At 56.2% G+C, this 12,970-nt stretch carries 13 protein-coding genes; 4 read left to right on the plus strand and 9 right to left on the minus strand.

The window, feature by feature from the left end:
- Positions 1 to 312: 312 nt before the first annotated feature.
- Positions 313 to 1,581 carry a hypothetical protein gene (locus LOY31_RS17145; RefSeq protein WP_221534328.1) on the minus strand — a complete coding sequence of 423 codons (1,269 nt, stop codon included), beginning with the start codon at positions 1,579 to 1,581 and terminating at the stop codon, positions 313 to 315.
- Between the two features lie 350 nt (positions 1,582 to 1,931).
- On the opposite strand from LOY31_RS17145, the gene LOY31_RS17150 reads away from it, so the two are divergent.
- The 3 genes from LOY31_RS17150 to LOY31_RS17160 all read left to right on the plus strand — a co-directional run bounded on the left by LOY31_RS17150 (position 1,932) and on the right by LOY31_RS17160 (position 3,947).
- A complete protein-coding gene (locus LOY31_RS17150; RefSeq protein ID WP_258711901.1) occupies positions 1,932 to 2,537 on the plus strand; it encodes a glutathione S-transferase in 606 nt (201 codons plus the stop codon).
- Positions 2,538 to 2,539: 2 nt separating this feature from the next.
- Positions 2,540 to 3,643 carry a DNA alkylation repair protein gene (locus LOY31_RS17155; RefSeq protein ID WP_258711902.1) on the plus strand — a complete coding sequence of 368 codons (1,104 nt, stop codon included), beginning with the start codon at positions 2,540 to 2,542 and terminating at the stop codon, positions 3,641 to 3,643.
- 64 nt (positions 3,644 to 3,707) lie between these two features.
- Positions 3,708 to 3,947, plus strand: coding sequence for a hypothetical protein (locus tag LOY31_RS17160; protein WP_085602893.1), 240 nt, complete (start codon positions 3,708 to 3,710; stop codon positions 3,945 to 3,947).
- Positions 3,948 to 4,513: 566 nt separating this feature from the next.
- On the opposite strand, the gene LOY31_RS17165 is transcribed toward LOY31_RS17160, so the two are convergent.
- Together LOY31_RS17165 and LOY31_RS17170 are read right to left on the minus strand one after the other, a co-directional pair.
- On the minus strand, positions 4,514 to 5,167 hold the full coding sequence (locus LOY31_RS17165) for a DUF2931 family protein (RefSeq protein ID WP_085602891.1): 654 nt from the start codon (positions 5,165 to 5,167) through the stop codon (positions 4,514 to 4,516).
- Positions 5,167 to 6,708 carry a DUF2235 domain-containing protein gene (locus LOY31_RS17170; RefSeq protein WP_258711903.1) on the minus strand — a complete coding sequence of 514 codons (1,542 nt, stop codon included), beginning with the start codon at positions 6,706 to 6,708 and terminating at the stop codon, positions 5,167 to 5,169. The genes LOY31_RS17165 and LOY31_RS17170 overlap by 1 nt, the downstream gene beginning before the upstream one ends.
- Before the next feature lie 79 nt (positions 6,709 to 6,787).
- On the opposite strand from LOY31_RS17170, the gene LOY31_RS17175 reads away from it, so the two are divergent.
- Positions 6,788 to 7,237, plus strand: coding sequence for a hypothetical protein (locus LOY31_RS17175; RefSeq protein WP_258711904.1), 450 nt, complete (start codon positions 6,788 to 6,790; stop codon positions 7,235 to 7,237).
- Positions 7,238 to 7,306: 69 nt separating this feature from the next.
- On the opposite strand, the gene LOY31_RS17180 is transcribed toward LOY31_RS17175, so the two are convergent.
- The 6 genes from LOY31_RS17180 to LOY31_RS17205 form a co-directional block, all read right to left on the minus strand.
- Complete coding sequence (locus LOY31_RS17180; protein WP_258711905.1) at positions 7,307 to 7,636, minus strand: antibiotic biosynthesis monooxygenase; 330 nt, start codon at positions 7,634 to 7,636, stop codon at positions 7,307 to 7,309.
- On the minus strand, positions 7,633 to 8,628 hold the full coding sequence (locus LOY31_RS17185) for a zinc-dependent alcohol dehydrogenase family protein (protein ID WP_258711906.1): 996 nt from the start codon (positions 8,626 to 8,628) through the stop codon (positions 7,633 to 7,635). The genes LOY31_RS17180 and LOY31_RS17185 overlap by 4 nt, the downstream gene beginning before the upstream one ends.
- A gap of 63 nt (positions 8,629 to 8,691) precedes the next feature.
- Complete coding sequence (locus tag LOY31_RS17190) at positions 8,692 to 8,994, minus strand: helix-turn-helix transcriptional regulator (RefSeq protein WP_007950555.1); 303 nt, start codon at positions 8,992 to 8,994, stop codon at positions 8,692 to 8,694.
- A gap of 115 nt (positions 8,995 to 9,109) precedes the next feature.
- A complete protein-coding gene (locus LOY31_RS17195) occupies positions 9,110 to 10,348 on the minus strand; it encodes a DUF2599 domain-containing protein (RefSeq protein WP_127798480.1) in 1,239 nt (412 codons plus the stop codon).
- A 75-nt stretch (positions 10,349 to 10,423) separates the two neighbouring features.
- Positions 10,424 to 12,115 (minus strand): DUF2599 domain-containing protein, encoded by a 1,692-nt coding sequence (locus LOY31_RS17200; protein WP_258711907.1) that lies wholly within the window; start codon positions 12,113 to 12,115, stop codon positions 10,424 to 10,426.
- A 135-nt stretch (positions 12,116 to 12,250) separates the two neighbouring features.
- Positions 12,251 to 12,799: a cytochrome b gene (locus tag LOY31_RS17205; RefSeq protein ID WP_258711908.1), complete on the minus strand. Its 549-nt coding sequence runs from the start codon at positions 12,797 to 12,799 to the stop codon at positions 12,251 to 12,253.
- Between the last annotated feature and the right edge of the window lie 171 nt (positions 12,800 to 12,970).

A 12,970-nucleotide genomic window follows, 5' to 3' on the forward strand; every position in this document is an offset into this window, starting at 1 on the left:
GGCCTCAGCAACTGTAAATACCGGGAATTTGTCCGACAAGGCCCGGAAACTGCTCTGACACAGGCTTCACAGCGCTCATCGGAGTGCGTTTATAGCAAGAAATTCAGTCGAGCGGCTGTATATAGAAGACAAACGTCGGACGAGCGGCGCTTTGTCGCATTTTTCCCGTCTTGCAACCTTACCGCTCCGCATTCAGCGACATTGGCACTGATCTCGAGTCAGGCTAACGATGAGATAAGCCGGAGCAAATCCGAACCCAGGATTGAGAAAGTCTCGCCGACCTGGCACAGCAGATCGGCAATGACCCATCACTCATTCAAACTCGACGTTGATCGTTTTTTTCAATGGATAGGTTGTGATGCTCGGTTTTTCGACGACGTTTCCCGACTCCTTAAGCACTTCAATGTCGATGTTGATGCCCGAATAGCCTATGGCCACTGGATACTCGAATACTTGACGCAATGTCAGACTGGACGCGGTGGATTTCACGACCGACCCAGTGACACCAGGCATTGCGGGGGTAATAGCCTCCACACGTTTACGGATATCGGCATTGATCTGCGCCAGCTCTGCCTGTTTCTGGTTAATCGCTGCTTGATTGGCCGCAGGCGCGTCTGCTTTCTTGGCCCCCACATCACCGGCCTTTGGAACAACCGCTGCCTTGGCGGCTGCTGCAGGCTTCGCCGCTGCCGTGCCATCGCCGCCGCCATCTGCGTCAGCTGCCGCACCACTGTCTTTTGACGGTGGAGACTTCAGGCCGCGTAACTGAGCTTCCACCGCAGTTTTTCGCTCATCCAGATCAGTCAGCGCTCGCGTGACGGCTGACAGTTGTGCACCACTGCTGTCGGTCGAGGAAATAACCACATCCATTGATCGGGCCAGATAAACCTGAGTCACCAGAACAAGCACAGCGGTTGTGTCTTTGTCGTCACCCTTGACCTCGTTTTTCAAGGAAATGACCGCGCTCTCCAATTGTTTGTAATTGTCGGCCTTGTATTTGTTCATGTGCGTATTGGCTGCCAGCAGCGCATCTCGATATCCCACGCCATAGGTTTCCGCCAATGGCACAGAGTACGCTACCGAATAGGACGATTTTTTTGCACCACTGAACAGTGCACCAATCGCACTGTTCGAAACCCCCAGCCCCAATTCATATTCCCCCAGAGAAGCAAACGTAAAGGCCGGGAACGCAACGAGTGAATTTATTCGGGTTCGCGTTTTCGGCACGAGTAGTGCCGGAACGCCCGTCGGGACCACCAGCCCGGACTTGTCCTCCGGTGTCTTGGCAGGCGAAATATGAGGAGCAAACTTAATCAGTTCGTTGTCGAGGTTCATTCGATCAAACCAAACCGAACTCATGTAGTAGTTCGCGGTTTTCATCTTGGTGCCGGCGTTGGCAGCCCGAACAACATAAATGTCACCGACTTCAAAGTTTCCACGGGGTGGAAAAATCGGTCGCAAATTCAACTGCTCCGTATTGGTCACCCACTCCTGAACCACAATCCCTTTCTCCGGCCGGTTGCTGCAAGCCACTAGACCAATGCACAAAACGCCCACCGTCACTCGCTGATAGTTGTTCATCCCATTTTCCCCTGCCTGGTTTCTCTCCTCCCGTCACGCCTTTATCCAGCGCACAGGTCACCGCCTTAACGATCGAGGGGTCATGGACTACAAGGGAGTAATACAAACGAGTACTGAGTCAGAGGGCCTGAACTCGCTTAACTTTTCCATCCCTGGTCGGTGCTGGCACTTTGACTATAGATCCGGCAAAGACCTCCGCAAGGGCCGTCCCGGCCTTTATTTTCGGGTGTTTCATCGGTGATACGCTCAGCAACGACCGTCGGCCCGTTGTCACGAGGTAGTCAGCCCACAGACTTTGCCGCTACATTCGTCACCCACATCACCAGATCGTCGCCTCCAGGGAAGTGCACATGAAACTGATCGGAATGCTCGACTCACCGTATGTCCGCCGCGTGGCGATCTCCGCCAAGTGCCTGGGTATTGAACTGGAACACGACCCGGTATCGGTGTTTCGCCATTTCGAGCGCTTCCAGCAGATCAACCCGGTGGTCAAGGCCCCGACTTTGGTGCTCGATGACGGCGAAGTACTGATCGACTCGACCCTGATCCTCGACTACCTCGAATCCCTGTCCGGCAAAACCCTGCTGCCCGCTGACCTGTCGCAACGGGTCAAAGCCCTGCGCCTGATCGGCCTCGGCCTCGCCGCCTGCGAAAAAGCCGTGCAGCTCTACTACGAACGCAACCTGCGCCCGACCGACATCCAGTACCAGCCGTGGGTCGAACGCGTCGAAGGCCAACTCGCCGCCGCCTTCACCGCCCTCGAACACGAACTCGAAAAACACCCGCTGCCCACCGACGGCCCCCTCCAACAGGACGGCATCACCCTCGCCGTCGCCTGGAGCTTCACCGGCCTCGTCGTCCCCGACCAGATCGACGCGGATCGCTTCCCGCGCATCGCCCAATACACCGCGTACGCCGAAAGTACCCAAGCGTTCATCAGCACCCCGATGACCTGACCATGAGCACAACCGAAACCGCCGCCCCGGCCCTCAAAGAAATTTTCAACGCCGAACGCCTGCAACACATCGCCACAGAAATGAGCGCCGTGTACCCGGCGTTCAAGGCCAAAGCATTTCTCAAACACGCCCATAACGGCCTCGCCGATCTCTCCGTCATGCAACGCATGGCCCGCGTCAGCGAAAGCCTGCATCACGTGCTCCCGCTGGATTACGCAGATTCCCTCGACGTACTACGCGAACTTGCCCCACGCCTGAACAGCGGCTTCGTCAGCATGTGCCTTCCGCACTACGTCGCGAGCTACGGCACGCACGCGTTCGATACATCGATGGACGCCCTGAAGTACTTCACCACCTTCGGCTCCTCCGAATTCGCCATCCGCCACTTCCTGCGCAGCGACCTGGAACGCTCGCTGGAACTGATGCACGACTGGACCCGAGACGAAAACCACCACGTGCGAAGACTCGCCAGCGAAGGCAGCCGCCCTCGCCTGCCGTGGTCGTTTCGACTGGAATCGGTGCAGGCTGATCCGCTGTTGGCTGCCGGGATTCTCGACCGGTTGAAGGCGGATGAGAGTTTGTATGTGCGCAAGTCCGTGGCGAATCATTTGAATGACGTGACGAAAGAACATCCGGAGTGGGTGCTGGATACGGTTGAGGGGTGGTCGCTGGAGAACAAGCAAACGGCGTGGATTGCCAAGCATGCGTTGCGGAGTTTGATCAAACAGGGGGATTTGCGGGCGCTAGCAGTTATAGGCGCAGGGGCGAAGGCTGAGGTTGAGTTGCTGGATGTGAAGGTGGAACCGGCGATTGTGCGGCTTGGGGAGACGATCACCTTGTCGTTTACGGTGAAGTCGTTGGTGCCAGTGGAGCAGCGGTTGGTGATTGATTATGCGATTGACTATGTGAAGGCGAATGGCGGGACATCGGCCAAGGTTTTCAAGTTGAAGACGTTGGAGTTGGCGGGGTTTGGGAGTGAGGTTGTTGCGCGGCGGCAGGTGATTAAGGATTTCACTACGCGGAAGCACTATGCGGGGATACATGCGGTGCATGTGGTGGTTAATGGGGAGCGGTTGGGGAGTACAGCGGTTGATATCAACTGCTGACGAACTGTAAGTTCCTCTCTGACGTTGCTCTCGGACGCCAACAAAGTAAAAAGAGGACCTGGCCATGAAGCTTGAACAAACAATCGATTGCTTTTTTAAATATGCGATTGAACAGAGAAATCCGTACAACAGCTTCCCGCTCACTACTGAAGCCGATGAGTTTGGCGGGCCATATATTGAAATTTCCGACTCAGGAAAACTGGCTATCGTTGCGCGAGATCGCGGTTATGAAGTGTTGAGAAAAGAGACAACATCACCAGAGGAGCTGGCTAAATTGGTGTATGAAATGTTCAACAAGAGATAAACCTGCAAATTTTTTCGTTATTCCGTTTGATCCAGCTGGACGCCTTCAACTTTTCGCAACCTTTCAAACAGGGACGAAATTACTTTCTGACTGATTTTTACCAGAAGTATCTACAGACGCTTGGCAATCCCTCCAGCCGGCTTCAGGCGGGAAGGAATGTCAAACTTTCAAGATCGATCTCGGTTCAACACCCTATATCCCCCTGGTAAAGCGAAACCCTGGACACTCCCAGCTCGGATTGTAAGAGCTCGACTAGCGTTCTGAGCTTTTTATTTTTAGACATCGATGTCGGGCGCACTACCGTTGCCTGTCCGGGTTCGTCATCGTAAATCCTGATCAGAAACATGTCCTCTTCGCTCTGTATTTCATAGTTATAACCACGATACTCATACCCGAGGTCGTGGTCGACGTCATCAAAGCGAGTAGCTTTTATTATCTTCAAAGTGGCATCCAGTATTCGATCACTGTAGAAGGATCGTTTCAAAAAAAACATGCAAAAAACAGGACGCATCTATTTATCAAGAGATCCGTCCTATCTTCTTCGACTCACCCCCGTTTTCCAAGAATTACCAACTGCCATAAGGAATGCCGAATTTTTCGATATAACGCTTGGATTTTTCACTGACCGGATAGGCGTAACGTCCCTGGTTTTTGCCTTGGCTTGGACCCAGCGGTTCAATCTCAGCTTGCGCCCTAGCCACTTTGACCGGGTGATGACAAGAGTCCCTAACCCACACTTGCACAACTCCGCCCGGCGCCAACCCCAGATAAACTGAAGAAATATAGGTCGCCGTTTCCTCCGGCGTTTTCGCGCATCGCTGGTTGACAGATGTCAGCATCAACTGCCTGGCTTCTTCCGGTATATCAACCCAAACACGATAGGTCTGAGGCTCCACAATAGATTGCCAACGAACAAAGATACGCTTGGGAAGATCGGCCCCTACCACTGCTTTTGCAGAGCCGCCTACGCCATGCCAACCTCGGGCTGACTCTGTGCCATCCTCTGGTTGCCCGCCCGAGGCGGATCCCCCGCCGGTGCGTAGGAACGTTTTTCCTTTGATGTCTTCCACCGAAGTATCTTCCACCCAAACCTTCATGTAGTGAGGCTCTGTGAAACCCAGCTCCCACCATGGGGATTTTGGGTCGTTTTTCGCTGAAAGCGGGTCTGCGGAACAACCGGTCGTGAGCAGTGTGCACAGCAGGGTTACAAGTAGCTTCATTACCAAAGCGTCCAGTCAGGTACGTGCGGGTGTTTTACTCGAATTGCATCTGACGTGGGAGCGTTGATGTAAACCGCTTTCACGCCACTTCCATCCCTTCGGCCAAGTGGGTGGTTCCAGTTGGCTGACGTATGAATGTACTTGAGTTTGAGGATTTGCTCCTCTTGTGGGGTGGTGCTGTAGTCGCCAGAGACAAAACGATCACACAAAGCTTGAAGCTCCGCAGGAATAGAAAACTCGGGAGTCTCAGGAATATCGTTGAAGCGAACTCCCTTGGCTTTCGCCTGTTGATGCATCACGCGTAAACACACTCTGGAAAGCATCCCGCTCACAGGGCGTTTGAGCTGAACGGCGGCATAGACGCGCTTGATCTGTGGACTAGATCGATCCTGTGGACTATTCGGCATAAGGAGTGGCGGTGGCGTGACGATTTCCAGCATTTCTGAAGGCCAGCCATTGGCGAGCCACTGATTTTTCACAGTTAAAGCATCTTGATAAATCGAGGTGGTTACGACATCAGTGTTAAGCGACACCTCAAGCGTCTGCATCGGGCTGACGAGTACGCACTCATCCGCTTCCTCGAGGTAGCCCCCACCAATATCGGAATGAACACCGGGCAAAATAATCTCCTGGTGATCTGGCGTTACACAGCTGAGGGCGAAATTTCCCCTGCACTCATCACGCGCGACCAATTGGAGGACATCAGTGAAATAGCGTTGATCCAGATAAAGCTTGATACCTGTTGCAACGGGGCTTTTGATGTTGCCCAAATTGGACCAGCCAGCAATGGAAGGAACGGTATCGAACAGGCCTATAAATCCCATATTGATATCGCTTTTATATTGATCGCTGAAAGTCGAACTCAAGGAAGCTGCGTTATTTCGAAGGATCTCTCCTAAAGGACCCTGTTTGCCGCGCACGACTTCATTTGCAAAATGCCGAGCGGCTGCCGCACCACGGCTGAAGCCGAAGGTGTCGAATGTCAGGGAGACAATTTCACAGCCCGGATTTTCGTCCAGCGCCTCCTTGATCCGCTGCTTGATCAATACGAACGAAGATTGAACACGACCGGCAACTCCGGTTTCGCCACGCCCAGTACCAGCTCCCAAGGTGCTGTCTTTTTCACCTGAAAGGGTGCCGATCCCTTCGACATACACCATGCGAAAAGCACGTTTTCGCGTGCCCTCACCTTCGGCTGCCTCAGGCGTGTCATACAGCTCACTCAGCTTTTTGATATTGCTGACATCATTGCCATAACTACTATCCGGATCACTCATATACGGCTTGCAGCTTGCATCGATATCTTTAGCCGCTATCGGATGATGAGCACCACACAGAAGTCCGGCCGCAGCGTTATTGGCATTATTCCCCGTCCCATCGAAGAACACTCCGATCCGCAGGGCTATGCCGATTTTTTCACGTGCCGATGCCGGTTCCTTCCCGTGTTTCTCATACTCAGCCCAACGCTGGGCATGAATATCGACGGGGTCGGTTCCTTTGTTGCGATAGTTTTTAGGCGGGTTGGGAATGTAGCCAGTCAATCCTTGATTCCTTCTTCTGATCCTTGAAGAACGGGCCGAAGGGTGACAGCGGAAATCGGGGGGCGCAAGGCGTGGCCGCGTGCCAGCACTTGGCGCTCTTTCTCCCTGCCTGCAATGGTGGCGCCGAGCCACGAATGATATGGTTCAGCCTCAAAACCAGGGACGACACTTCGTGCACAAACAATGTCTGGCAGCAGCAGTAACCTTCGCCATCAGTTTTTCCGCTCTTGCCTCTCCTGTGCCACAGGAAGAGCTCGAAGAGTGCCAACGAATAGAAAACTCGGCCAAACAGGTCATGAAAACCAGGCAGCAAGGCGTGCCCATGGATTCGGTGTTGGAATTGGCCGAAGCGGCAGGCAAGCAGAACGAGTATGTGGGTGTAGTGTTCAAGACGCTGATTCGCGAGGCGTACGAGATTCCTCAATACTCAAGCGAGAGTTTGCAACAGAAAGCGATCAGCGATTTCCATTCCAACTTCTACAAGGCTTGCATCGTGACGGCGGAAAAGAGAGCAAACGCCAACGGTTGAGCTTAACGAACAAAAAAGGGAGCAGATTCAGGTAGTGAATCTGCTCCCTTTTTCTGAAGGGCTCCTGTTTCAGTTTCCGGGCCAAAGAGCTCCATCATCTCCACCCGCAGTGAAAGCCGCCCCTTCAATGTGATACACCTGCGGCTCCTCCGAAAAATACCCCTCCAATCCAAGCATAAAGATCCTGTGGTCTTCGCCCGCCTCAAACTCCGTATGCGCCTCAAGCGATTCCCACCGCACGATCAAATTGAACCGCTCCGGCGTTTCAATCCCCTGCGCAAGCATATGCCCGCCATACCCATTCGCGCGGCGGAGCAAAGGCGCAACCTCGGCAAATGCGCGCCGGAACTCATCAATGCGTTCTGCGTGAACAGGCAACAAAGCGATCTCATAAATCATGACGCATCCCCCACAGAATCCGCCCGAAGCGCCGGCTCGACCGCAATCGCAATCTTCCCTTGAAGCCCGTTATTGGGACTTTCCAACCGAGCATGGGCCAGCGGAATCTCCGCAAGCGAATACACCGCGCCAACATGTGGCCGCAGTTGACCGCGCTCCACCAGGGCACTCAATTCATCGAGCTTGCCGCGGTTCTGGCGGGTGAACACGAAGTGATAGCTCGCGTTCTTGCCCCAGGCCTGAACGAGATTTTGTGGTTTGGCGATGTCGACGATCGAGACCACGCGGCCAAGTTGTGCGAGGGCGTCGGGACTGCGCGTCAGGGTGTCGCCGCCGATGGTGTCGAATACCACGTCCACTCCGAGGCCATTGGTTTCTCGCAGGATGGCGTCGACGTAGTCGTCCTTTTCGTAGTCGATGATCACATCGGCGCCCATGCGGCGGACGAACCCGGCGTTTGCTTCGCGCGCAGTGGTGAACACTTTGGCGCCCATCGCCTTGGCGAGCTGGATGGCGACATGTCCGACGCCTCCCGCGCCGCCGTGGATCAGAATGCTCTCCCCCACTCTGAGCGCCGCCCGCACGATCAGCGCTTCCCACGCCGTCCCGCCGACCAGGCTCAGGCTGGCCGCTTCGAGATGGCTCAGCGAGGAAGGCTTTTTGCCGATGATGCTGGCGGACGCCACGTGGTACTCGGCATAGCTGCCGGGGCCGTCGAAGATTTGCGGCGTGTACCAGACTTCGTCTCCGGGGGCGAAAGCCGTCACGCCGGGGCCGACCGCTTCGACTACGCCGGAGACGTCATGTCCGGTGATGGCAGGCAGTTGCACCAGGTCGGGATAGTCGCCGCGTCGGACTTGATAATCCAATGGATTGATCGAGGTGGCGTGTACCCGGACCAACACTTGCCCCGCTTCCGGCACGGGTTTGGGCACGTCGCAGAGCGTGAACGATTCCGGGTTGCCAAATGATTCAAGCAGCATCGCTTTCATGGTGAATCCTCGTATCGACAATAAGGGATATCGAGATATCTCGATATCATGCGGTAAATTTTTTTACAGCTCTTTCCCTATGACCTCGGCCAAAGCGCTGATGTTGGCTTCATTGCGCTTGTAGTAGGTCCACTGACCGATGCGCCTGACTTCAACCAGGCCCACGCGCTGCAGCGTTGCAAGATAACCGGACACCGTTGACTGCGAGAGTCCGATGCCCTCTTGAATACTGCTCACACACACGCCCACCGTGTGAACGTCGCCCTCGTCCTGCGGGGGGAAGTTCTTTACGGGGTCTTTCAAGCCTTTCAGGATTTCAAGCCGTACCGGGTTTGAGAGTGCTTTGAATACTTCGATCAGGTCCATGCCGCGAGAATATCGAGATTATTCGATATGTCAATACGCTGATTGACCAGCGGAAAACAGAACGGTCTGCCGACACCCACGGCATCAGCAGACCGGACTTCATCGCAAAAAAACCTCAGTACGGATTACACCGCTGCGCCACCGCCGTCGCCTGATCCACATACGGCCGCGCCGGTTCAAGGTTCCACTCCGGCTTGTTCCTCACAGGCTTGCCATCAAACGTTGCTGCCAGATGACAGACCAGCTGCCGGCGCAATGACCCGCCGTTGACGCTGTACTGGCGCCATTGCTCGTCGTTTTTGTGTTTGTTGTACAGCTCGGCAAACATGCGGTCGGTCTGGTCGTCTTTGATCGCGCGACCGCAGGCGGTCGGCACGACTTCCAGAGACCAGGTTTTCGGCCCGAGTTTAGGGTCGTCACGCTGAACCCAGGTGCTGGACTCGATGTACTTCTCGCAGAACTGTTGCGCCGGTGGCGCTGCCGTCTGCATGCACGAGAACGTGGCCTTGGCGGTCGGGGTTCTCGGGAAGTCGATCTTGACGATGTTGCGATCCTTGCCGGTCTTGGCTTTGTAGTCGCGCTGGTTGGCCAGGGCATCGTTCAAGCCCCGTGAGTCGCTGTAGAAAAACGCCAGGATCGGCAATTCATCGGTTTTCGGGTTGCCCAGGCGCAGCTCGGTCTGGGTCTGGAACTCACGGGTGTTGATGACGCGCCGGGCGCCCATGAAGTTCTGGAACGCGTTGACCCGATCCTGGCTGCTCATCGGGTTGCGCATGTTGAAGCCGCATTGCAGCTGATCCTGCTGGCGGTTGTTGTTGAACTTGGTAAAGTGCGCGACCCACGCGTTGACGTTGGTGATCGGCGGCGCCATGGCCTGGCAGACCGCTTCGGTCGGGCTGGTGTTCTTGTTGTTGCCGCAGCCGCGATCGTCGCGAAAATCGGTCCAGGCATCGTTGGGAAATGCGCAGTAAACATGCACCGGATTTTCCGGATCGCGCACCATATCGACCGGGGTGATGATGTACCCGTTCTGGGTGCTCATGCCGGGGTCTTCGTAGCTGATACCATCAGCCCGCATGTAGGAGGCGGCAAACGTGCCCAGTTCGACCGCTTTGGGGCTTGGGTTCCACACGTCCCACTTCTGCCCTTTCGCCGGGTCGGCCCGGTGCGTGCCGCGGATCAGCAATCCTGAACAGTCCGAAGCCGGGTCTTTGCCGCAACTGGCGGTGGTGTTGTTGTACAAGCTTTCAACGCGTTTGAGGGTTTCTTCACAGGACTCGGCACTGGCCGAGGTCGCGTGCAGAAACAATGGAACCGCGAGTAACGGGACGATCCTGTTCCAGCGCTCTTTCATGACGTGTTTCTCCCTGATGGTGCTTCTGACCTTCCCTGCTCAACCCGATGCGACGTCCTGCTGCATCGGGCGGGCTTAACGCGAAACCGGGTTGCAACCTGCCGAGCGTGTCTCGTTGTCCGAGAGCGCAGGCCGGAAGGGTTCAAGATTCCATGGCGTCTTGGCGCGGTAATTCACCAGTACGCAGTTCAATTGCTGGCGCATGCTGCCGACGGATTTTTCGTTGTCGCGCCAGTTGCCATCGGCGCCTCTGAGGGCGAACAACTGCTGGTACAAGGCGTCGATCTGTTCGTTGGGCAAGGCACGTCCGGCGGCGGTCGGCACGACGCTCAAGGTCCATTCGTCCTGACGGGTGCCCGGGTCGTAGCGTTTGACCCAGTCGGCAGATGCGATGTATTGCGGTGCCTTCACCGGCAGCGGATTACAACCGGTCTTCGCCGCTTCCTGAGGGGTGACCACGGGACGGAACGGTTCCAGATTCCATTCGGTCTTGCCGGGGTAGTTCTGCACCAGGCAGCTCAATTGCTGACGCATGCTGCCGGCGGATTTTTCGTTGTCGCGCCACTGGCTGTCGGCACCGCGCAGCGCGAACAATTCCTTGTACAAAGCCTCCTGATCGCTGGCCTGAATCGCCTTGCCCTGAGCGGTGGGCGTGACGTTCAGGGTCCACTCGTTCTTGCCCGTGCCGGGGTCGTGGCGTTCGACCCAGTTGGCCGAAACAATGTAGCGAGGCACCGGAGCCGGCGTGGTTTGCCCGTTGCCAGCGGCTGTCAGATCAATCGCCTGATCCGCCGCAACGTAGCTGAAACGCTGTTCCGGCGGTTTGGTGAAGTCCAGTCGCAGGACCGGCACGCTGTACCCCTGAGCCTGGAGTTTCTTCTGGAAGTTGCGCGCGCTGTTCAGGCCGTTTTCCGGTTTCGGCGGCGCCTGATCGCCGCGGGTGGCGAAGTTCTGCGTGCTGTTGACGTTGTAGATGAAGGCGTCGATGTACTTCATGTTCTCGCTGCCGTCGTTAGTCGACGAAGCGTTCTTCAACATGAATTCGTTGACCTGCGCACTGAAGGCGAAGGGGTCTTTGTTGGTGGTGTTCACCCGCGATTCGTGGACGCGGATCATCGCATTCCAGTCGCTGGGCTTTTCCGCGTTCCAGGAACACTGGCCGTACTGGATCGGCCCTTTCATCAACCCGGTGTACTTGTTGGTCCACTGCTCGGCGGTGGTCACGCCGGCTTCCGCGCAGGTGCCATAGGCCAGCGCGGCGTTCTTGTTGTTCATCGTTCCCTGAGCGGCGCGCGGCGGTTCGCGACTGTCGAAAAAGCCGCAGCCATACCACTTGCGCTCGGGCCCGGTGCCGCCATCGAAGGCGTAGATACAGGTGAAGCCTTGCTCCTTGACCGGCAATTGCAGCGCCGCCGCATCAGTGGGATTGCGCAGGATGAAACCGGCCGGGTGAATGAGAATCCGGGTGCTCAGATCCTTGCGGATCCACGAGTAGGACGTCGCACCGATCTTGATCGCGTAAGGGCTGTAGTCCCACGGGTTGAACGGCCCGTCGTTGACCATGCGCAACGTCACCCCGCTGCAGTAATAGAGCCCGCGAGCGGCACCGGTGTCGGGCTCCTGGCAGGCATCCTTGAGGGTGTTGTAATTGCGGTTGATACGGTTCAGGGTTTCCAGCGGATCGAGGGGTGGCTGGGCCGCCACGGCGCTGAATGCCAAGGGCAGAAACAGGCCCAGAATAAAAGGCGAACGAACGGCTGCGCGCATAACCGACACTCCTTGTCGTGCGAGATGACACTTCCATGAAGGGCAGCGTAGTTAGCTCAATCCATACGGTCAAACCGCTGACCGAAACGTTATGAAAATGTCCTCACTTCTTGAACACTTAACTCAACACCGAACTCACCGCTGACGCGACGGCAGCATGCGCAGCAGCGTGTTGTCCCGCACCCAATAGTGATGAAACAGCCCCGCCGCCGCGTGCAGGCCGATCAGCCAATAGCCCGCACTGCCCAGCAGCTCATGCCAATACTTGATCTGTTTGGCCATGTCCGGATCGACCACCACCGGCGCCGGTAAATGAAGGCCGAAGTACGGAAAGGGTTTGTCGCCAGCGGCGAGCATCAGCCAGGCCAGCACCGGTGTGACGATCATCAGCACATACAGGGCCAAGTGCATCAGGTGAGCGATTGCGGTCTGCCAGGCAGGAGGTTTCGGGGTAATCGGTGGACGCGGCGACAGGCGTCCGAGAAGGCGGACCCACACCAGGACGAAGATGCTCGCGCCAAACACCCCGTGCAACCCCATTAACAGGCCTCGCGCTTCGCTGCCTTTGGGCATGAATCCTTTGATTTCAACGCAAGCGTATACGCCGACGAACAACGCCAGCATCAGCCAGTGCAATGTGATCGACAGTTTTCCATAACGGGGTGCGGCCATGTCGTGGGTCATAGGTGCCTCGTGATTGTTGTGAGCGACGGCGGACTCGTTCGGCCGTTTCGATCCGGTTGCCGGGCGAACCGACGGCGTTACCCTGCCCTGAAAGTCTTAAGACAGTCTGAAGATCAACGGTTTCGTTAACCTTTTTTCACCTTCAGACTTCGTTAAGAAATGGCCCGGATA

Source organism: Pseudomonas sp. B21-021, assembly GCF_024749205.1.
GTDB classification, from domain to species: domain Bacteria; phylum Pseudomonadota; class Gammaproteobacteria; order Pseudomonadales; family Pseudomonadaceae; genus Aquipseudomonas; species Aquipseudomonas paraglycinae.